This is a genomic window from Anaerotruncus colihominis, from assembly GCF_010206195.1.
Classification (GTDB): domain Bacteria; phylum Bacillota; class Clostridia; order Oscillospirales; family Ruminococcaceae; genus Anaerotruncus; species Anaerotruncus colihominis_A.
The window spans coordinates 85500-106753 of record NZ_VIQT01000010.1 but is presented as its reverse complement, the minus strand read 5'-3'; the positions used below and the strand labels follow the sequence as shown (position 1 = coordinate 106753).

At 49.8% G+C, this 21254-nt stretch carries 21 protein-coding genes and 2 pseudogenes; 6 read left to right on the top strand and 17 right to left on the bottom strand.

Annotated elements, in window-relative coordinates; genetic code table 11:
* Positions 1–2: 2 nt before the first annotated feature.
* Positions 3–1079, bottom strand: coding sequence for a site-specific integrase (locus tag FMM72_RS08245; protein ID WP_162221135.1), 1077 nt, complete (start codon positions 1077–1079; stop codon positions 3–5).
* Between the two features lies 1 nt (position 1080).
* Entirely contained in the window at positions 1081–1281 is a 201-nt protein-coding gene (locus FMM72_RS08240) for a helix-turn-helix domain-containing protein (protein ID WP_040196204.1), read from the bottom strand.
* Positions 1282–1637: 356 nt separating this feature from the next.
* Between FMM72_RS08240 and FMM72_RS08235 the strand changes: the two genes are divergently transcribed.
* Entirely contained in the window at positions 1638–2153 is a 516-nt protein-coding gene (locus FMM72_RS08235; RefSeq protein WP_162221134.1) for a helix-turn-helix domain-containing protein, read from the top strand.
* A gap of 385 nt (positions 2154–2538) precedes the next feature.
* On the opposite strand, the gene FMM72_RS08230 is transcribed toward FMM72_RS08235, so the two are convergent.
* From FMM72_RS08230 to FMM72_RS08175, 12 genes and pseudogenes are all read right to left on the bottom strand, one after another.
* Positions 2539–3711, bottom strand: coding sequence for a site-specific DNA-methyltransferase (locus FMM72_RS08230; RefSeq protein WP_162221133.1), 1173 nt, complete (start codon positions 3709–3711; stop codon positions 2539–2541).
* Between the two features lie 5 nt (positions 3712–3716).
* A complete protein-coding gene (locus FMM72_RS08225; RefSeq protein ID WP_162221132.1) occupies positions 3717–5075 on the bottom strand; it encodes a DNA adenine methylase in 1359 nt (452 codons plus the stop codon).
* A gap of 2 nt (positions 5076–5077) precedes the next feature.
* Positions 5078–6253, bottom strand: coding sequence for a phospholipase D family protein (locus FMM72_RS08220; RefSeq protein WP_162221131.1), 1176 nt, complete (start codon positions 6251–6253; stop codon positions 5078–5080).
* 30 nt (positions 6254–6283) lie between these two features.
* The gene (locus FMM72_RS08215) at positions 6284–6469 is read right to left on the bottom strand and encodes a DNA-binding protein (RefSeq protein WP_162221130.1); all 186 of its coding nucleotides are present in this window, start codon (positions 6467–6469) and stop codon (positions 6284–6286) included.
* Positions 6470–6595: 126 nt separating this feature from the next.
* Positions 6596–6862: a TnpV protein gene (locus tag FMM72_RS08210; protein ID WP_347561266.1), complete on the bottom strand. Its 267-nt coding sequence runs from the start codon at positions 6860–6862 to the stop codon at positions 6596–6598.
* 191 nt (positions 6863–7053) lie between these two features.
* Positions 7054–7344, bottom strand: coding sequence for a hypothetical protein (locus tag FMM72_RS08205; protein ID WP_162221128.1), 291 nt, complete (start codon positions 7342–7344; stop codon positions 7054–7056).
* A 145-nt stretch (positions 7345–7489) separates the two neighbouring features.
* Entirely contained in the window at positions 7490–7747 is a 258-nt protein-coding gene (locus FMM72_RS08200) for a hypothetical protein (RefSeq protein WP_162221127.1), read from the bottom strand.
* Positions 7748–7778: 31 nt separating this feature from the next.
* Positions 7779–8336: pseudogene (locus FMM72_RS08195) on the bottom strand (plasmid recombination protein); the annotation flags it as partial.
* A 294-nt stretch (positions 8337–8630) separates the two neighbouring features.
* A pseudogene (locus tag FMM72_RS08190) lies at positions 8631–9652 on the bottom strand (helicase RepA family protein).
* Positions 9653–9788: 136 nt separating this feature from the next.
* Positions 9789–10109 (bottom strand): plasmid mobilization protein, encoded by a 321-nt coding sequence (locus tag FMM72_RS08185; protein WP_162221125.1) that lies wholly within the window; start codon positions 10107–10109, stop codon positions 9789–9791.
* Positions 10110–10111: 2 nt separating this feature from the next.
* A complete protein-coding gene (locus tag FMM72_RS08180; RefSeq protein WP_162221124.1) occupies positions 10112–11185 on the bottom strand; it encodes a site-specific integrase in 1074 nt (357 codons plus the stop codon).
* The gene (locus FMM72_RS08175; RefSeq protein ID WP_162221123.1) at positions 11185–11382 is read right to left on the bottom strand and encodes a DNA-binding protein; all 198 of its coding nucleotides are present in this window, start codon (positions 11380–11382) and stop codon (positions 11185–11187) included. Before FMM72_RS08175 ends, FMM72_RS08180 begins: the two co-directional genes overlap by 1 nt.
* Positions 11383–11569: 187 nt before the next feature.
* Here FMM72_RS08175 and FMM72_RS08170 point away from each other — a divergent pair, with 187 nt between their 5' ends.
* On the top strand, positions 11570–12097 hold the full coding sequence (locus tag FMM72_RS08170; protein WP_162221122.1) for a helix-turn-helix domain-containing protein: 528 nt from the start codon (positions 11570–11572) through the stop codon (positions 12095–12097).
* Positions 12098–12238: 141 nt separating this feature from the next.
* Here the strand turns inward: FMM72_RS08170 and guaA are convergent, their stop codons facing one another.
* On the bottom strand, positions 12239–13771 hold the full coding sequence (guaA, locus tag FMM72_RS08165; protein ID WP_162221121.1) for a glutamine-hydrolyzing GMP synthase: 1533 nt from the start codon (positions 13769–13771) through the stop codon (positions 12239–12241).
* A gap of 372 nt (positions 13772–14143) precedes the next feature.
* Here guaA and FMM72_RS08160 point away from each other — a divergent pair, with 372 nt between their 5' ends.
* The 4 genes from FMM72_RS08160 to FMM72_RS08145 all read left to right on the top strand — a co-directional run bounded on the left by FMM72_RS08160 (position 14144) and on the right by FMM72_RS08145 (position 15870).
* Complete coding sequence (locus tag FMM72_RS08160) at positions 14144–14545, top strand: hypothetical protein (RefSeq protein WP_162221120.1); 402 nt, start codon at positions 14144–14146, stop codon at positions 14543–14545.
* A gap of 69 nt (positions 14546–14614) precedes the next feature.
* The gene (locus FMM72_RS08155; RefSeq protein WP_160208116.1) at positions 14615–14818 is read left to right on the top strand and encodes a DUF378 domain-containing protein; all 204 of its coding nucleotides are present in this window, start codon (positions 14615–14617) and stop codon (positions 14816–14818) included.
* Positions 14819–15031: 213 nt separating this feature from the next.
* Positions 15032–15649 carry an AAA family ATPase gene (locus FMM72_RS08150; RefSeq protein WP_160208117.1) on the top strand — a complete coding sequence of 206 codons (618 nt, stop codon included), beginning with the start codon at positions 15032–15034 and terminating at the stop codon, positions 15647–15649.
* Positions 15650–15654: 5 nt separating this feature from the next.
* Positions 15655–15870 carry a DUF3006 domain-containing protein gene (locus FMM72_RS08145; RefSeq protein ID WP_160208118.1) on the top strand — a complete coding sequence of 72 codons (216 nt, stop codon included), beginning with the start codon at positions 15655–15657 and terminating at the stop codon, positions 15868–15870.
* 68 nt (positions 15871–15938) lie between these two features.
* Here FMM72_RS08145 and FMM72_RS08140 read toward each other — a convergent pair whose 3' ends face one another.
* Positions 15939–19109 carry a hypothetical protein gene (locus tag FMM72_RS08140; RefSeq protein ID WP_162221119.1) on the bottom strand — a complete coding sequence of 1057 codons (3171 nt, stop codon included), beginning with the start codon at positions 19107–19109 and terminating at the stop codon, positions 15939–15941.
* On the bottom strand, positions 19106–21223 hold the full coding sequence (locus tag FMM72_RS08135) for an efflux RND transporter permease subunit (RefSeq protein WP_207710329.1): 2118 nt from the start codon (positions 21221–21223) through the stop codon (positions 19106–19108). Before FMM72_RS08135 ends, FMM72_RS08140 begins: the two co-directional genes overlap by 4 nt.
* Between the last annotated feature and the right edge of the window lie 31 nt (positions 21224–21254).

Below are 21254 nucleotides of genomic sequence, written 5' to 3'. Positions count from 1 at the left end.
AGTTAAGCCCCTTTCCGTTCTGTATTCAGTTTGTCGGCCATCTCCGTTTGCCGTGTGGGAAACAGATGAGCGTATCGGTAAGTAATGTCGATGCTCTCATGGCCTACCCGGTCAGCAATCGCCAGCGCCGTGAAGCCCATGCCAATTAACAATGAGATGTGCGAATGTCTGAGGTCATGGATTCTGATTTTCTTGACGCCAGTTGCCTTACAGCCCCGTTCCATCTCGTGTTTCAGATAGTGCTTACTGATGGGGAAGATACGTTCATCTGTCCCGGCGCTGTAAAACATCTTCAAATAGTCCTGCATTTCCTCACAGAGAAATTCAGGCATTTTAATCACGCGGTTGCTCTTTTTGGTCTTGGGCGTGGTAATCACGTCCTGCCCTTTCAGGCGCTGATACGATTTGTTGATGGAAACCGTTTCTGCCTGAAAATCAAAGTCCGCGGCGGTCAGGGCAAGCAGCTCCCCCTCACGGATACCGCACCAGTAGAGCATTTCAAACGCATAATAGGACAAGGGCTTATCCATCATGGCGTCTGCAAATTTCAGATATTCGTCCTTCGTCCAGAACAACATCTCCCGCCGTTCCTCCACGCCCATGTTTCCGGCCTTTGCCGCTGGATTGATTTGCAGGCCATAGTAACGGATCGCGTGGTTGAAAATGGCGCTCAACTGGTTATGTATGGTTTTCAGATAGGTCGGGGAGTAGGGTTTGCCGCTGTCGTCGGAGAGTTCCCGCATCTCGTTTTGCCAGTCCATAATGTCCTTGGCGGAGATTTCCGACAACTTCCGGCTTTTGAAGTAGGGCAGGATTTTCTTCTGAATGATGCTCTCTTTCGTCAGCCACGTGTTCAGTTTCAATTTGGGCTTCATGTCCCGTTCGTAGAGCTGGACGAAGTTTTCAAACGTCATATTGATGTCAGCTTGCTTCTGCATCAGAAATTCCCGTTCCCACGCCAGCGCGTCCCGCTTGGTGGGGAAACCGCGCTTCAATTTCTGCTGCCGTTCTCCTTTCCAGTCGGTATAACGAAACTGGACGTACCATGTGCCGTTGTCCTTGTTTTTGAAAGCCGCCATGTTAGCAACTCCTTTCGCTCTGGCCCCGTGTGCCGTAGAATTTTTCATAGAAGAATTTCCGGTCAATCCGGCCTGAAATGGTGATACAGCCCGTTTTCTTCAATTCCTCATTCATGGAGCGAATCAGCTTGTAGGCATAGGCCACGGAAACGCCCAGCTCCTCCGCCACTTCTTCCACGCGCATAAACATTTTTCCAGCCATTTGTGTTATCTCCTCCATTTTTGTTAGATTACCCACTTTGGGCTTGATTGGAGTTTGCCGCTTCCCCCGAATGTCGTTCCTGCCCCAATTCCTGCGGCGTTCTCGCTGCCTTGGTACGCTCCGCATTTCGGCATCTTGGCGCTACTTCCCCGGCAGGGTATCCCATTCGGACGGTCATTCAATTTTCAAGGTTATCTAAGCATATTTGCTTAATGCCATTATACTAAATATTAAAGTTTAAGTCAAGGAGTTTGCAAAAGAATTTCTTAACTTTTTTGTTTAGTTTTCTCTTGACTATACTTAAACAGATATGCTATACTATATTCGACAGAAAATGTTGATAGGGAGTGGCGATAATGGCGATTGGCGAACGGATTCACTTTTTTAGGAACCTGCGGGGCATGACGCAGAAATATCTTGGTATGGCGGTTGGCTTCCCGGAGAAAACCGCCGACGTGCGCATGGCGCAGTACGAATCCGGCACCCGGACGCCAAAGGCCGACCTTACCGCCGCCCTTGCTCAAACGCTGGACGTGTCGCCGCAGGCTCTTGACATTCCCGACATTGACAGCAACGTCGGCCTGATGCACACGCTGTTTGCGCTGGAAGATTTGCGCGGGCTGAAAATAGGGGAGATAGACGGGGAACTCTGTATCCGGCTGGATAAGGCCAAAGGTCGAACCTATGAGGAAATGTATAAGATGCTTGATGCTTGGCGGCAGCAGGCCGCGAAGCTGGAAGCGGGGGAGATAACCAAAGAGGAATACGACCAGTGGCGGTACAGGTATCCCGAATTTGACACCACACAGCGGCGGGCAAGGGTGGTTTCACAAGGATTGAGCGATATGCTCATGGAAGATTTTAAGAAGTAACCAAAACCCAAAAAACAACAAAAAGGTCTTGCCAACTGCGAAAGTCGGCAAGACCTTTTTTTCGGATAAGGATATTTACCTGTAAATCACTTGTCACATGGGAGTGAAAAAAGTAAGCGGTAAAATGGCGGCTGCTATCAATCTGCTATCAAACGGCGGGTTTCGCCTCCACAAAGTGCCTGTTTATGCGGCTTTGCGGGCTGCGTTTCTTATTCCCACTCGCTCCTGTCAGATGTGTTCTAAACAGTTTTGCTTATGGGATTTGGCTCTGATTATCTGCATTGTTTCGATTATCCAGATGCCTTGGGCTATCTGATTTTTTGTTGCCATTGTGTTGCCACAGTTTGCTTTTCACATGGAAAAAGCGATTGTCTGCTTTGTTTGATTATTTTGCTTGCGGAAGTAAGGAGAGATTAATTGTTCTTTTGTTACTATTATCGTAATACTCATAATAAGAGAATGATCCACCACCCTGCCATTTTATATCCTTTGATATTCCGCTCTGTTCACCAGCTATTACACGTTCAAGCCTGCTTAATGCGTAATGGATGCTTTCTGTGCTAACATCAATTCCAATGTAAGCACGATTCATTTTATGAGCAACCGCAGCGGTAGTCCCGGACCCCAAAAATGCATCGAGGACCAAATCCCCTTCATTGGAGGCTATTTCAAAGATTCGACGTATCAGGCTCTCTGGCTTTGGCGTATCAAAAACAGTCATCGAAGGAAACAGCGCCAATAATTGCTTTTTCGCATTATTTGTCGTGCCGACAGATGATGACAGCCAAAGTGTTTCCGGTGTGAGACCGAGTTTGGCATCACATAAGAACTTCTTTTTTCGTGGAGTGCTGTTCTGATCAGACCCAAACCAAATATTGTGGGCTTCGATTTCTTTTTTCATCCTATTCTCATTATAAATCCAACACCGACCCATTGGTGGATTGAATACCTTACCTCCTGGGGCAGTAATAGAATAGAACTGACTGCTTACAGCATGACCTGCTTGTACATTCAAGGATACTGACTGCCAAGGACCTCTTGGGTCATTATCAGGATTCTTATACCTTGCAAGGACGGCATCATCAACACAAAGAAGATTGCGTGCCCTCTTAAACTCAATGGGGTCTTTAGCATAGACGAGGATATATTCATGATTATTTGAAAATGCACGCCGGTTCTCTCTGGTTGTTCTTTGCTGCCAAATGATAGTCGTAACAAAACTGTTTCTTCCCATAATCTCATCACAAAGAACTTTGAGATAATGGACTTCGTTATCATCAATTGAAATCCATAGGCTGCCATCTTTTGCTAACAAACGGAAAAGACGACTAATAATTGCTCTCATGTTATCAAGCCATTGTTCATGACTGAATACATCAGAGTAATGTGTATACTCTTCTCCGTTATTGTATGGAGGGTCTATATAGATGCATTTCACTTTATCGGTGAACTCATCCATTAAACAGTCGCAGACAGCACAGTTATCACCCTTGATTATCATATTATCAAAGCCGTTCCCATGACCACTTATACGAAACAACCCTTGAACCGGTTCCATCTTTTTCACCTCTTTATGCGTTGACATACAATTAGTAATTCGGCTTCTTGTTCTGCTTCATAATTCTTTTCGACTGCATTCAACTTACTATGCATAAAATGCCCGGGTGAAACAATCGTAACATCTTCATAGTGATACCTGGCTTTGTTTAGCAATTGCTCTATTGTTTGCAGCCGGGGAGTTGCTAAACTGCTTTCGGAAAAGGGAGAGTAAGAAAGGACAAATGGGACTTTTAGCTCTGCAACTCCTGCAAATAAATCATTAAACGCCTTTTCGGCTTTTGAACGAATACAGAATGGAGATTGATGTCTTCCCTCCCGGTATATCGCTCTGCTCAACTGAGTGCTGCCAACAAACGTAGGCGTTATTGTGGGCACATCCCTTAAACATATGGTTTCCAGCACATGGTAGTATCTGCTGTAGTGATATCGAGTATACGGCGGATCAGCATACACTACTGAAACATCACTTTGCTGTAATTGCTTTAATGCATCATGGAAATCAAGACATAACGCCTCGTGCGAAGAAAACGGGGACGGGTCCAGTGCAGAATAGGCATCTATCCATTCCTCAAGAGAAGCCCAAAATGACACTGCTCGATCATCAAGGATTTTTTTTAGTAGCTTCCGTTTTGGTCTTCCTTCTTTGTCCAGCACCTTTAATGGCTGAGCAAATTGCTTCCCGACAGTGTTAACTATTTCGCTGGTCGCACTTAGTAATGCTGCCAACAATGAATTGCGCATAGAATCATTGACCTCTTTGCTATGGATATAATCCAGTGCAGCATCAATACATATTGCTTGCTCAATAGAAAAATAGAGCCCTCCGAAATATCGAGTGACCATCGTATCAACCGAATCGCTAAGGCCCATCTTACTGAGCGATTGTAGTGAGTCTTGGATTGCACAGAAAAGTTCTTGGCTCTTAGGCAGGAATCCTTTTTCCGAGATAATAACGGAGCCATTTGCAATTAGATTATATAGAGATTCTACAGCGCCTTGTTTAGCACTTGCGGTAGCGGTACTTTCATAGGATAAAAGTGGTTCAAATGCAGTTACAAGAGCAGTATACTTCTCTGATGCTTTGACATTTGCAATAAATTCAGAGCCGCTGAACGGAAAGCTAACTGGATTAAGAACAACAGAACAAAGCACACGAGAATACTCTTGAATATCAACCGCAGTTACTGGCCGAGTATGAGCAAAGTATCGAGAGACTGTACCAGAACCGGAGAACAAATCGCATATCCGTCCATTCCCCGGACTAACAGAGTCTACTGCGCCTCCAATTGTATCTAAAATTCGAAGCTTACTACCCAAATAGTGAATGGGGCGCAATTCATGGGTATTAGTATTGTGTTCCATCCTTAATCCACCTGACTGAGATATCGTAGAATGGGTAGAGAAGGAACAAGACGCTGTAATTCTTCAGCATCTGTTTGGTATCGCACCAGCCGATCATGACGTTGCCGCTCGCCATCTAGTTTTGCTTGAAGCACAGAGTGTTCTGCATTTGCCGGGAATATCAATGAATAGAGAAATGTCCTTGATGACAGCTTAACAAAAACACCTAACACACGTCCATTGTCAGGATAAGCGGTACCTCGTTCAACGGATAGCTCAATACGATAATTATGACTTGCTACTGAAACTGGCGGCCTGTGCCGGATTTCGCCCATACTGCCGTCATATTTAACATCACGAAGAATCAGAGCCATTTGTCCAGTAACTCCCGGGGTTGATTCGAAATAGGTTCGGAATGTATTGGCATCAAAGTTAGCCTGATTCCAACGTCTTTCTCCGCGAGGAATCTCGCAAATCAAAACTGCAGAAGTAGCGTCGTATTCCCATGACCCCAGTTCATCGTCAACATAGATTGCTGTCTCAGGAGTTTCTCCACCCTCAGGCGTGACCGCTGGAGCGGGGTATTCTTCTGTTGGAGCTGTTGTTGTCTGCGGCCGTACAACCAATCGTGTATGTCGAGGATGAACAGCCCTCATACGATGAGTATTTTCCTCCGCTCTCTGCACAACTGCTTCATCATCTAAAGGAAGAAGGAACGTATCGACACTTTCAAGCCAAGAATTCCAGTATTCCACAATGGACCTAAGTTCATCGGGAGTAACTGTTTTTGCTTCAAACGCTTCCCGGTTCCTTTGCATTCCTTTCTGAGTAAGATTACCAGATCCTGTTATGACATAACCGTGGTCGCCGCAATCAAACCAGCAAAATTTCGGATGAAAGGTTGATCCTGTTGTATTGTGAAGAAACGCCTTGACCTCTAGGTTGGGATGAATTGTCATATAATGATTGAGTGCCGCCAAAGAGCGTGTGTTCGTAATCTCATCCATTCCAATAATTAGAAGAAAACGTCCACGCTCCAGAAAATTAGAGAAAAACGGGTCACCAATCAACAAATTTATTCCATCAGCAGATACAAAAGCATAAGCACCTGCCCCCGAAAGAGCGGATGGGCAACATTCTAGTATGGCATCGAGCAGCAACTTAGAATCTGCATACAACGGATCTTGAATATAAAACATAGTAATACCTCTATTCTATGCAGCAATAGACTAAACTTTATCGTTATTCTTTGGAAGTTTATCTTTTGTTGGCTTTTTTGCGTTCTCTGGAATAACCCATATTCTGCTCAACCGTACTGCACCATCAATTCGGTTGTTCTTGCATAATATTTGCACTTGACGTGGCGTGACACCCCATTTGATAGCCGTTTCTTGTACTGTAATAAATCCGTTCATTACATGGCCTCCAGATGGTTCATATTACCCAAAACAATTATATTCGTTTAAGCGAAATTAGTCAATACTCAACTTGAAAAAAGATTCCCAGCCGCAAAGATTTTTCTGCGGTCGGGACTCTCAATTTTACACAAATATCAATTTCGTATTCATAACCTCTCTTGCTCTATTGGAAATATTGTTCATTTGACACGCCCACTCTAATTGATTCTTGGCTTTGAACGTCTCGGACTCCCCATTTTGTGTCATCTGTTCCACCAGCTGAAGATACATCGCCTGCGCCTGCCGGTCGATGTCGGCAAGGTAGCTATTCAGTTTGCCGGATGTTATCAAAGAGAGGTACAAACCCTTTTTGTACTCTCGAATATAGCGCATATGTCGCTGCCCACACACATCTTTGTCTTGTAGATTTTTTCACTCATTAACCCCTATGGCCCTGGCAGCTGAAATACATCGTCAAATTTGAGTTCAATTAATGCTGAAATTTATTGCCGATTATGAAAAGGAACACGGAAAATCAATATGGACGATATAAATGATGATAAAATAGAGGATAGCGGCGTTGACACCGCTATCCTCTAAAGTTATCGCCCTGTCTGTATTCCCTGCTTCTTCGCCCACGCGCTGGCCTTGCTCCGCCGTTCCTCACTGTATGGAGCGGTCAGCCGGAAACTCAACCGTCCTTTCTCAATCTCGAAAGTCAGCCCGCCCTGCCCATCATCATCGGTCTGCCTACACAGGTCGGGGTACTGCTGGGCGTATGCTCCCAACCGTTTCTTCAAGTCAGTGTTATGGGTCTGCACCTCGATAATGCTGCTCTGCTCATCAAAAAAGATACCTGTTGTCTTTTGCCGCTTGGTAAGTCCTGTTCGCATAAAACCTCCTGATTTTTGAAATATTTCTCCACCTCTTGAGCGGGAAAATTGCCCTGATTTTTTGATAGGAAGCGTTCCAATGAAGCCAGCGTTCATTTGAAACACTCCCATCAGATTTTTTCAAAATTTCCCGGCTCTTGACTAATTACCGTTCCACAACACTTTCCCGCTGCCGCTGCATCTTGGGTGGTTGGGCTTGTTCAGCATGGAGAACATTGGAAATAAACGACATCACCCGTTCAGGCGCTTTCCTGATAGCAACGAGGAAGTCCTTCGCCTGTTCCTTCAATTCCTCATACCGCTGTTTCCATATCTGCGCATCACGCCGGGCGGATTTCAGATCGCGCTGCAAATCTTTGATGGTAGTATCCGCAGCTACTCCCTTTTTGGCAAGCTGTTTCAAATCCTTAGCCTCTTGCTGGGAAAACTCTACCTTGGGTAATCGTTTCCTTGACAGTGCCAACCAGGGACTTGTCCTTGCACCGCTTGGACCATAGGATTTGCTTCTCCACCACGGGAATGTAGACAACGTGGAGATGGTAGTGGTACACATCCCTCCCCAGCGCCTCCGACATAGCCCGATTGCGTTCATCGGCGTGCATGACGGCGGACAAAATAAACTGTTCACCGCCCACGATTTCTATTGCGCTTCTGTAAGCATCGGTGTAAAATTGTCTTGCAAAGTCATAGCCGCCGTGATTATCGAAGTAAGCTGAGTTCACATCAAAGATTAGTTCGCCATATAGGTAGGCATCCTCTTTTAGCCCTCTGGTGGAGATCACCTTGTCCGCCTCCATCTGAGCGAACATCTCAGCATAACTGCCTGACGGTTTCTTAAAGTGGATATTCAGCGCAGTCCTTTCCGGCACAATATCTGGATTGGTATAGGCGGCTTTTTCTCTCTCGTTATGCCGCTGTGTATTGCCAATTTGTGTTCTCGTCAGATTTGCATTTCTGACGCTGGTACGGTCAATCCCGTCGTTTCTTGCCATTGTACTCCTTTCCAGAATTTGCAGTTTGGATACCCTTTGGGGGACGGGGGACACTTCCTGCGGGAAGTGTAATAACCCACTATGACACTTTCATCCCTGCGGGCTGCAAAGTGTCGTGGGCTCTCCGAGGGGGTATGGGGGCTTTGCCCCCGGCAACTGCGGTTGCCTCCCCCAGCAGGGCCGCCCTTTGAAAAGGGCACCCTGCACCCCGCCTAAACTTTGCCTGTGACGGTCGTGACGATGGTGACGGTCTTTTGACCGCCGCCCTAATCATCGTCACGACCGTCACCACCGTCACGCCTGGGGTGGCATCAGCGCCAACGTGATCTTCCTCCCGGCGTGACTGCGGCTGTTTTCGTACCGAATGCCATACTCATTCAACAGCCGCCCAGCGTTCACATTCAGGCGCATGGTGAGCGTATTGGGCTTCAAATCCACGTCCAGCGCAGTCACCAACTCTGTGGCGGTGCCGCTCCAGGTGGGCTTGTCCGTTGTTACAAGAGCGGCTATGGCCTCCAACACCGGGTCGGGCGGTTCTACCCACAGCTCCGTTTCCGTCCGCTCCAGTTCCCACACAAGCCGCTCTCTGTCCTTGGTGAGATATAACCGTTGCTCCTGCTGGTCCCGGCCAGCCACATCCAGAATGGCGCTGCCGTCTGTCCGCTTTTCCTTTTGAAGAAGAAAGGCCCCGTCCGCCGCTCCCAGCAGACCGTTGGTGCCGGAGATCATATCAAACTTATCATCGGCCTGTTGCTTTCGGGTGTGATGTACCAGCAGAAGGCAGATGCCACAATCATCGGCAAGACGTTTCAGCTTGCCCACTACCTCATAATCGTTGGCATAGCTGTACTTGTCCCCGCCAGCCTCCCGGACTTTTTGGAGGGTATCAATGATAATCAGCTTCGTGTCCGAATGTTCCCGGACGAATTTCTTTAGCTGTTCCTCCAGACCAACGCCAAGCTGTTTGGCGTAAATCGCAAAGCGGAGATTGTCGGTGCCGTCCATGCCGAACATTCGATACAGCCGCCCTGCAAGCGGCGGTGGTCATCCTCCAGGGCCAGATAAAGAACGGTTCCTTTATGTACTGTGCAGCCCCACAGGGGAAGGCCGGTGCTGACATGGTAGGCAAGCTGTGCCATAAGGAACGACTTGCCTACCTTGGGCGCTCCTGCAAAGAGGTAAGTGCCGGAGTAGAGCAGGCCGTCAATGACCGGCGGACGGCTCTGGTAGACGGTTTCGTACAGCTCGCTCATGGATACAGTATGCAGGTATGCCGGGTCGCTCATCCGCTGCATCAGCCGCAGTTTTTCTTCCAAAGTTTGCTCAAGGGGATTGTTTTCAGTCAAATCTTCTGCTATACTCAGGCCAGTGGTTTTCTGAACCGGCTGTTCCCCGCCTGCGCCAACAGGCGGAATCGGAACAGCCGCTTTCGTTTTCAGTTCATCCAATCTCTCAGTCCTCCTTCATGCCATCCATAATGGCAGCGATCATGTTGATGGTATCCAGCAATTCGCCACTGACGTTGTTCCCGTCCTCAAGGTGCCGCAGCTCATCCAGAACGGCGGCGAGCTGATCGCGAAGGGCCTTGTAGACCCTGGGATTCCCCTGCACCACCACATCCCGGTTCAGCAGCCGCCGGATGATGTAGTCCTGTTTGGTGAGGCCGGTGAGCCGGACGGCGGTTTCGATTTGTGCATCCTCTTCCGGCGATACCCGGAATGCCACAGTCTTGTTCCGCCAGCGGTTGTGGCTGTCCAAATTCTTTGCTGACATAATCAAACACCCCTTTCCATGTTCAATTTATCCGCCATTTCCGCCTGTTTGGACGGGAACAAGTGCGCATAGTTGTAAGTAATGTCAATGCTCTCGTGGCCTACCCGGTCTGCGATTGCCGTTGCAGAGAAACCCATATCAATCAGAAGCGAAACTGCGCTGTGGCGAATGTCGTGAATCCTGATGCGCTTCACCCCGGCCTCTTTCGCGCCTCTGTCCATCTCCCGATGCAGATAGCTTTTGGTGACAGTGAACATCCTATCGTTTTCACCGACATCATAGAGCATTTTGAGATAATCCTGAATTTCGTCTGCCAGGAATTGGGGCATTGTAATGACTCGGTTGCTTTTCTCGGTTTTCGGCGTGGTAATCAGGTCTTGACCGTTCAACCGCTGATAGGACTTATTGATAGAAACGGTGCATTTCTCGAAATCGAAGTCTGCCGGAGTGAGGGCCAGCAGTTCCCCCTCCCGGATACCGCACCAGTAAAGCATTTCAAAAGCGTAGTAGGAGAGGGGCTTGTCCATCATGGCCTCGGCAAATTTCAGATATTCAGCTTTCGTCCAAAACAGCATCTCCCGGTTTTTCTTCTTACCCATGCTCCCGGCCTTTTTGCAGGGATTTTCCCGGAGATTGTAGTAACGGACGGCGTGATTGAAGATGGCGCTCAACTGATTATGAACAGTTTTCAGATAGACGGGGGAGTACGGCTTGCCTTTCTTGTCCTTGAAGTTCAGCATCTTGTTTTGCCAGGTGATAATCTGCTGAGCGGTGATATTGCACATCTTCAGCTTGCCGAAGTAGGGCAGCAGCTTGGAGCGAATGATATGCTCTTTGGTGGCCCAGGTGTTTTCTTTGAGGCGGGTCCGCATATCTGCCGTGTACTGCTCCACGAAGCTGGCAAAGGTCATATCCAGATTGGAAGTGGCCTTGTTCTGCTGCTCCCGTTCCCACGCCTGGGCATCCCGCTTGGTCTTGAATCCCCGCTTCTGTGTCTGCTTCCGTTCCCCATTCCAGTCGGTGTAGCGGTAGATCACCCGCCAGGTACCGGTCTTTTCTTCTTTGTAGACCGCCATTATGTATCTTTCCTTTCCGCCCCGCCGTAGCAGAGCTTTTCCATGAAGTACCGCCGGTTGACCCGGCCTGAGATCGTCAGGTATCCCTTTTCTCTCAGTTCGGCATTGAGTTTCTGGACGATTTTGTAGGCATAGGACTTGGAAATCCCCAGTTCTTTTGCGACATCGTCCACCCGCATGAAGCTGTTTTCGTTCAAATAGTGTACCTCCTGTTTTAGATTTATTAAGCGGAATTGTTTAGTTCTCTTGCATTATACTAAACAACTCTGTTAATGTCAAGCGATTTCCAGAAAATATTAAGCAAAATTATTTAGGTTTCTCTTGACTATCTTAAACATATCTGCTATATTGATTGCAACGACAGTCGAAATGGAGTTGGCAGCTATGGCAATCGGTGAGAGAATCCACTTTTTTCGCATAATGCGGGGCATGACACAGAAATATCTCGGTATGCTGCTAGGCTTCCCGGAGAAATCCGCTGATGTCCGGCTGGCACAGTACGAAACTGGGGCCAGAACACCAAAGGCTGATCTGACTGCTTCATTGGCTAATGTGTTGGGTGTGTCCCCACTGGCGTTGTCTGTGCCGGATATTGATTCTTACCTTGGTCTGATGCACACCCTGTTCACGCTGGAGGACAGGTACGGCCTCACCATTGATGAGCTGGACGGGGAGGTCTGCCTGCGGGTCAACGTGCGCCACAGCAAAGACGCTGCCCGCCTGCATGAAATGCTCTGCTCCTGGCGGCAGGCCGCTGCGATGCTCAAAGCTGGGGAGATCAGCCGGGAGGCCTACGACCGCTGGCGCTACCGTTATCCGGAGTTCTCCAACACACCGGGCCGGGTCAAGCCAATCTCCCAGGGCTTGAGTGATATGCTGGTGGATGCCCTCAAAGAGCAAACCGAAGAATAAAAACAAAAAGAGCTAACTGGCCCAATCAAAACCAGTTAGCTCTTTCCCTATGAATAATGAAAAATGTTGCCAAATCGTTGCCACAGAGGGGTCTAAGCCTTGAAAAACCCAGTCATATCAAGGCTTTTCCGTCCTCTGAAATCACTCCCACTCAATGGTTGCGGGTGGTTTGCTGGTGATATCATAAACGATGCGGTTGATACCACGCACTTCATTCACGATACGCCGGCTGATAAGATCAAGCGTCTCATATGGGATGCGCGCCCAATCAGCCGTCATAAAATCGGTGGTTGTAACGCCGCGCAGGGCAAGCGTATAATCATATGTGCGTTCGTCCCCCATAACGCCAACAGAGCGCATAGAGGTCAACACTGCAAAGTACTGGTGGATATCATGCTCCAAGCCGGCATTTGCGATTTCAGTGCGGAAAATTGCATCCGCGTCCTGAAGGATAGAAACTTTTTCAGGTGTGATCTCGCCGATGATACGGATCGCAAGGCCGGGGCCAGGGAAGGGCTGGCGATCAACGAGGTAACCAGGCAGGCCCAATTCACGTCCAAGTGCGCGCGTCTCATCCTTGAACAGCAGGCGCAGCGGCTCTATAATCTCTTTGAAATCAACGTGGTCAGGAAGCCCCCCCACATTGTGATGACTTTTAATAACAGCTGCATCGCCTGCGCCTGATTCAATCACATCGGGATAGATCGTTCCCTGTGCAAGATAATCGACATGCCCGATCTTTTTTGCTTCTTCCTCAAAAACGCGGATAAATTCCTCGCCGATTATTTTGCGTTTACGTTCGGGATCATTGATACCAGCTAATTTACTGAGGAATCGTTCGCCGGCATTGACACGTACAAAATGAATATCGCGGTTTGCGAAAGCCGCTTCGACCTCGTCCCCTTCATTTTTGCGCATCAGGCCGTGATCGACGAAAATACAGGTAAGCTGCTTGCCGACAGCACGGGAAAGCAGCGCGGCTGCCACAGAGCTGTCAACGCCGCCCGAAAGTGCGAGCAATACCTTGCCGCTGCCGATTTTATGGCGAAGCGCATCAATAGCTGTCCGTGCATAATCACCCATGGTCCAATCGCCAATAGCGCCGCACACTTCATAAAGAAAGTTGCGCAGCATTGCAATTCCATTTTCTGTATGAAGCACCTCGGGATGCATCTGAAGGCCGTATAATTTATGTACTGGGTCCTGCATGGCAGCGGTCGGACAACAGTCGGTGTGCGCTGTAGCAGCAAATCCGGCAGGCAGGGCGTCGATATAATCGGTATGGCTCATCCAGGAAATTCCCTGCTTGGGAAGCCCTTTGAACAGAGCGCATTCAGTATCATAGTGCGTGATTGTTTTACCATATTCACGAGTATCAGGGCTGGTTACATGGCCGCCAAGCGTGTAAGCCATCAATTGGATGCCATAACAAATACCGAGCACCGGGATACCCTGTTCAAAGATTGCACGGTCAATACGTGGGGAATTGTCGGCGTAAACGCTGTTGGGACCTCCTGTAAAGATAATGCCGATTGGCTTTTTTGCGAGAATTTTCTCCAAAGGCGTGCGATAGGGGAGCACCTCGCAATAAACGGAACATTCGCGTACACGGCGCGCGATCAGTTGATTATACTGCCCGCCAAAGTCAAGTACGACAATGGTCTGGTGGTCCATGCTTCATCCATCCTTTTTCTTTGATTCTTCTGTTGATATGTTTATTTTGCCATAAACAGCGAAAAAAAACAAGCGGATACATCCGGCTAGGGCTTGTTTGAAAATAGAGGAATTGCCGGATTTTTCGCAGACAGCAGGAGAACGCAAGGCAAAAAACGCAGGAATCCTTTCGGATTCCGAGGCTTTTTAACACGGCGTCCGCCGCTGTTTGCAGAAAAAGGCGGGGATTTTGATTTTTCAAACAGCCCCTAATATCCCTTCTGTAAAAAATCCCAGCTCAAAAAAGCTTAAAATTCATGATAGCCGACATATCCAGTAAATCAGCCGGCAACAATAGAATCAAAGCTATGATCATCAAAAGGAGATGCTGTTATGAAACGGCTGGCGGCGATCTTAACCGCATTCGGTACGGCGCTGCTTTGCGGCGTGCGTGTCGGCGCAGCGGAAGGGCAGAGGATTGTGACATTGCCCGCGGGTGGACCATACCGGTTGAGCGCGCAGGCTTTGGAGAAACAGATCGGTCCGTTTGACGCTTTAACATTTACTTTTACACCACAGAACGGACGAGCGGTCCTCTTTTATGAGGGAGCGCCGCTCGCGCCGTATCGAACGTTGACGCGTGAACAGGTGGAGGAAGTCATGGTGTTTGCATGTGAACCAGCTGTTGCCGGTGCAGCGCCATTTTCGCTTGTGCCGCATCAGAATCGGCCGCAGTTGCGTGTACGCTGTATAAATCCGACATTTTCCGGACAAACTATCAATGAAAAATCCTAAGGGCTGTTGAAACCCGATAACTTGTCTGCTTTCAAACAAGCCCTAATCAAAAGAAGGAGGGTTTTTAAAATGATTGACAAGATTGCTTTAATCCTGACCATCATTGGCGGCTTGAACTGGGGTCTGGTTGGAATTTTCCAGTTGGATGCCGTGGCCTGGGTGTTTGGCGGTTCGGGAAGCATTTTCAGCCGCGTTGTTTATACGCTTGTCGCTCTTGGCGCAATTTGGTGCGTTTCGCTTCTGTTCCGCCCGGAACCACGGGAAGCGGTCTGATATGGGATTTGTAACGCGGGAGGCATTTGCCTCCCGCGTTTCGGTTTTCTACCGATGCAATCCTTGTGAGGATGGCTTTGTGAGACTGTACAAAAGGGCTGAAAGGGTGTATAATAACCTCAAGAAGCCCCACGGCGTAGAGCTTGTTTGAAAAGGAGAATGGCTGGTTATCAGACAGCTTTTAACTGGGGTAAATGGAAAGGGGCGGTCAGCGTGGCAAAAAGAACGATCATTACAATCGGCAGGGAATTTGGAAGCGGGGGCCGCGAAATTGGGCAGGCGCTGGCGAGTGCGCTTGGTATTGCGTATTATGACCGGGAGTTGCTTGTTGCTGCTGCGAAGGACAGTGGTATGAGTGTGGAATTATTTGAAAACAACGATGAAAAACCGGTCAACAGTTTGCTTTATTCCTTATCGGTCAATCCATACGCAGTGGGGAATATAGCGGGCGCCAATATGCTTCCACTGAATCAAAAACTGTTTTTGGCGCAGTTTGAAACAATCCAGCGCATTGCACGCGAGCATGACTGTGTGATTGTCGGACGCTGTGCCGACTATGCACTGCGCAGCGAACCGGATTGCCTGAACGTATTTATTCATGCGCCGCTGCAATACCGGATCGCACGCGTCAAGCAGCGCCATAATCTGGATTCAGCCGCCGCGAAGGATCTGATTGTCAAAACAGACAAAAAACGCGCCGCATATTATAATTCTTATTCCGATAAGCGGTGGGGCGACCTTGGAGGTTATCATTTGACATTGGACAGCAGTGTGATCAGTACAGACGGTGCGGTTGAGCTGATTAAAAGCTTTACGTCAATGAGGAAGTGAGTCAAATGCAATATATCATCGACCGCTTTGAGGGGAACTTTGCAATCCTTGAAGCCGAAAATGGGGAATACACCGGGATGGAACGTGCGCGTTTGCCGCGCGAAGCGGAGGAGGGCGATGTGGTCGTTCATGAGCTTGGCGCTTTTCGAATCGATCATGAGGAGACAGAACGCCGCCGTGCACGCACCCGTCAAAAGATGAAGGCTCTTTGGGACGAGTAATAAAAAACACCGGAAGCTTCATGCTTCCGGTGTTTTTTAGAACCTGTATTCACAGCCGGCGCATGATGTCAGGATTGGAATAAACCCTTGAACCAGGCGACAAAGCCCGCCTGCTCCTGCACAGGCGCTAAAGCGGGTTCATCGTCGTCAGGCAGCGTAATCTCATCCGTTTTCATGACAAATTTTACATCGGTATCCATGCTGTCCGGTGCGGCTGTAAAAATGCGGTATGCGTCTGAAAGCTCTGTATAACGATCTTTACGTTCCAGTAGTTCGTCAAGATCGTTAAGCTTTTCGACGGCGCTTCCCGCCGCATCCTTGGCCTCGAGACGGTCAAGCGTTGCAATCATGCTGCGCGAAAGGGCTACTTTTTCTTCCTGAAGCATGTTGCGCATCGTTTCCATGATGTCGCGGTGCTCTTCCAGGTCGCCCTTCATACGCAGCAAGGTGTCGACCGTTTCCGGAGAGGCGTGCAGGCTCTTGTTCATTTCCACCCGATCAAGATCACGCCGCAGCGATTGTACAATCGGGCGCAGATCGGAGAGGTCCTCACGCAGATCGTCAATGTTTTCGACTTCGTCAAGCAGATTCATATCATCAAGTTGTCTGAGAAGCAGGATCAGTGTGCGCAGGTTTTCTTCGTTGTCCTGAAGGTCCTTCATCAGCTTTTCCAGATATTCCTTCAGCTCAGGCTGTTGAACCGCCGTCAACAGGTCAGAAAGATATTTTTCGCAGATCTGCGCCTGTGAAAACAGGGACGCAAGACTATCCGGACCGATTTGGCCAAGCAGTGCCTGAATGGCCTGCATGCTTTCGACCTGGCTGGCAGCCTGCGGGTCGAACTGCTTTGCCAAGGCGAGCAGTTCGGCTGGATCGGCGTTGTTCACATATGCATCAATCGCGCCTTCAATCAGGTAATAACCGGCGTTTGTATCAGTTGTAATTTCCTTGTAGAGATCGGCGCGGTCGGCAGCAAGCGGCTTGGAGGAAACCGATGGTGCGGAGGACGCGCCGTCATCCGGCGCGGAGGATGTGTCGCCATCCGGCGCGGAGGATGTGTCGCCATCCGGCGCGGAGGATGTGTCGTCATCCGGTGCGGAGGATGTTTCGTCATCCGGCGCGGAGGATGTGTCGTCATCCGGCGCGGAGGACGTATCGCCATCCAGTGCGGAGGATGTGTCGTCATCCGGCGCGGAGGATGTGTCGTCATCCGGCGCGGAGGACGTATCGCCATCCAGTGCAGAGGACGCACCGTCATCCGGTGCGGAGGACGCGCCGCCGTCTGCATCATTTTCTGTGAATGCGGCCAGTGTTTGTGTCATATTGACAACCGTGTTTTCGGTGGTCGCTTCAAAGACAGTCGGAGCATTTTTGTCGGGTGCAGAGGAAGTGTCCTCATCGGGCGCAGAGGAAGCGTTCTCATCGGGCGCAGAGGAAGCGTTCTCATCGGGTGCAGAGGAAGTGTCCTCATCGGGCGCAGAGGAAGCGTCCTCATCGGGCGCAGAGGAAGCGTTCTCGTCGGGTGCAGAGGAAGTATTTTCGTCGGGCGCAGAGGAAGCGTCCTCATCGGGCGCAGAGGAAGTGTCCTCGCCGGGAACAGGGGGGATGTCTGCAACGCCGTCATCGTGACGAATGGCGCGCGTCCTGGATGGATCAACAATCAGCCCGGCATAGCTGGCGGCTACAAGCTCCGCCTGCAAACGCGGATTCAGCTTTGACCTTTCCAGCGCTATCTGAAGCATACCGGCCGCCGTCTGATCCTGGACATTGATGCAGTTCATCAGCGCGTCGCGCACGCCCTGCCGCAAGGCCGCCTGGGCGCTCGCGGTCAACAGCTCCGGATGCCGGATCAGCCCGCCGAGCGCGGTCAGTCCAGCCTCCTTGATGGCAGCGTCGCGATTGATTGCGCCGTATACCTGCATCAAAAGATCAAGCAGCTTTTCTGTGTCCGGGTTGGCCGCGCCCATAAGCTGTTTAAGCGCCGCGCGCAGCTCATCGTTTTTTTGCAGCTCGGCGTAATCGTCGGCAAGCTCCTGCAAGCGGTTTGGGCTTAAATCGTCGACCAGATCAATCAGGTCGGCAAGCTCATCATCGTCCAGCAGGGAATCGAACGCGCCGTCCTTGATATCATGACGGATGCGGTCGTAAAGGCGGATATTTTCATCCGTGACGTATTTGGGCAGAATGTCAAGCAGATCCTTATTGAGATCATAAAAGTCGAATACATCATTTGTAATCACACGCGCCGCCTCGGTGCGATTTGGATCGGTCAGAAGCGAACGGATGTCGCGATCCGGATCGACGGTATTCAGGTCGTTCTGCATATCCTGTAAATCCGTGAGGTCCTGGCGCATGTCGTCGAATTCGTCGCTCTTTGTCAGATCATCAAGATCGGGAAGCTTCGGTGTGACGGCAACCATAACCGATCCCATTTCAAAATTCTGCACATCGGCTGTAATGGTGAATTCCTCCGGGAAATCCAGATCATTGATCTCCTGTACACTATATGTCCCAAGGGCCAGGCTGTCGTTAAGCCCCGGTACGCACACAAAGGCGACGATCTGATTGTTTCCGTCTGAAATAACGCTTCCTTCACTGACCTTGACATTTTGGAAGGTGTCGTCCGGCAGCGACATGCCTGCCGCAACCAGCATTGGCGTATACATGTCGGTATCCTTGCCAGCGATGGTCACGCGCTGTTTTTGCGTATTGCGAAACCGAATTGTCATGGACAATTGTCCTGATTTGCCGGGCAGCTCCTGCGGATCGATGGATTTGCCATCCAGCGTATATGTAATCCGAATATCAACAGGAGGCGCTTTGTCTGTTGTACCTGTATAATACAGGTCGCTGCCCTCCATTTTCCAGGTCAGGCTATCGCCCTGCCGGCGGGGTTGTTGCAGTCCCTTGATATTTTCAATGCCCGTCAGGTCGGACAGGTCGTTTAATACGGCGTCCGGCGTATCGCTGTGAATCCAGTCTGTGACCATCGTTTCATAGGGCTTGCCGGTCGGGTCAAGGTTGATAAAAACAGTTTCACTTTTTTTAACGCCGGTGGCGTCCGGTCCAGTGAAGGGCCCGGAGACAGCCTGCGGTTCTATTTGAGCGGCTTCGGACGAAGCCGTAAATGCGGCGGTGCTCTGCGTGTCATTGGATCCTGCGCAGCCAGAGAGCACAGATGCGCAGGTTACAGCCGTGGCCAGCACCAGGCTGACGGCTTTAATCCCCCGCTGATTCATATGGATTCCTCCTGTTTTTGCTTGGATTTGCCCGCTGCTCCTGTTTTTGGCCAACCATGCGAGGTCCTGGCGAAGAACCGTTCGCAGACCAGAAGAATGGACGGCAGAATGAAAATACTGATCAGGGCGCTGATAATCGCGCCGCGCGCGAGCATGGAGCAAAGGCTTTTGATGATTTCGATTTTTGAAATGAGGCTGACGCCGATATTGGCGCAGAAGAAAACGGATGCGCTTGTAATGATCGATTTATCGGAGGCAGTTGCGGCAATCTTGATAGCCGATACACGGTCAAGCCCATTTTCCAGTTCTTCCCTGAAACGCGTCGTCATGAGGATCGCATAATCGACCGTCGCGCCAAGCTGGATGCAGCCGATAACGATCGGGGAAATAAATGGGATGACCGTTCCGGTGAGCGCCGGGATTCCTTGGTTTATGAAAATAGCCAGCTCGATAGCTGCGACAAGCACAATTGGGATGGTGATGGATTTAAAGCAGATTGCCACGATGATCAGAATCGCAGCGATGGAAAGCAGGTTTGTCACTTGGATATCGACCGTTGTGATATCGCTTAAATCCTTTGTCATAACGCCTTCGCCAGTGATCAGCCCTGTCGGATCATATCGCTTGACGATTTCGGTCAGCGCGTCGATCTGGGCGTTTTCCTCCGGACGCGCCGCCTTGTAGCGGGAGTTGACCATGATCATCTGCATCCCGTCCTTTTTAGAGATATCGCGTACCTTTTGCGGGATGAAGGAGTCGGGTATTCCAGGGCCGACGAATTCGTTATAGGCAAGCACCGAGGCAATACCGTCCGTCTTGCGGATCTCATCTTCCATCTGTCTCATCTGATAAGCCGGTATACTGTCGTCGACGATGATAAAGTGTGTGGTCGCCATATCAAATTCATCGCGCATCTTGTTGGTCGCTACAGTTGAGGCGAGATCGGCCGGTAGCGATTGATCGATGTTGTAATAAATTTCCGTTTTGCTTTGCAGAAAATAAGCCGGCAGGAACAGGATCAGGAACAGGGCGGCAAAAATTTTGCGGTGGTCTATAATCCAGTCGTTCAAGCGCGCAAAACTGGGAACAAGCGTTTTATGCTGCCAGCGTCCGATCAGATGATCGAACTGAAGCACAAGCGACGGAAGCACAACAAGCACAACAAAAATACCGATCACGATCCCCTTGGCCATGACAATTCCCAGATCCGGCCCAAGCCCCAAGCGCATTGCGCAAAGCGCAAGAAAGCCTGCAATCGTTGTCATCGATGAACCGGAAAGCGAAACGAATGCACTCTCGATGGCGCTGGCCATCGCGTCGCGCCGGTCGGCAAACTTTGGCTTTTCCTCGTTGTAGCGGTCGACGAGGAAGATCGAATAATCCATCGATACGCCGAGCTGCAAAATAGCTGAAATGGCTTTTGTTATGTAGGAGATCTCACCTAAAAACAGGTTGCTGCCAAAATTATAGGCGACGGCGAACCCGATGCCGATGATGAACACAAATGGCAAAACGGTCGATTCCATTGTGAACAGCATCGCCGCGATCGAAAATACGACAGCCAGAACGGTGTAAAACGGCATCTCCTGTTCGACCAGATCCTTGGTGTCCTTGAGAAAGATGGATACGCCCGCCAGAAAACACCGCTTATCGCAGAGCGCGCGGATATCGTCGATGGCCTTGAGCGTTTCGTTTGACGCGCCGGGATGATCGAACTGGACAATCATCATTGTGGCGTCCGGCGTGTTTTTGCTGTAAAACACATCCTTGATCGTGTCCGGCAGGATATCTTTCGGAACACTGATGTCGGCGATGTTGGAAATCCAAAGCGCGCTGCTTACATTTGGTATTTCGTCAATGGCGTTGCGCAGGCTTTCAACATCACGCGCTGGCATCCCCTCAATCACGAGCATCGCAGTCGCCGCGCTGTGAAATGTATCCTCCAGCACGGCCTGCCCGCGCGTTGAGTCAAGATCATCCGGCAGATAAGACAGGATGTCATAGTTGACCCGCGTGCTGATTGCTCCGTACAGGCTGGGAAGGAGCATCAGCAGGGCAAAAAATAAAACCGTTTTCGGCGCGCGCGTCAACAGGCGCGCAAACCGCTTGATCAATGAAAATCCCCCTCTTTCCGACGGCGCCCTG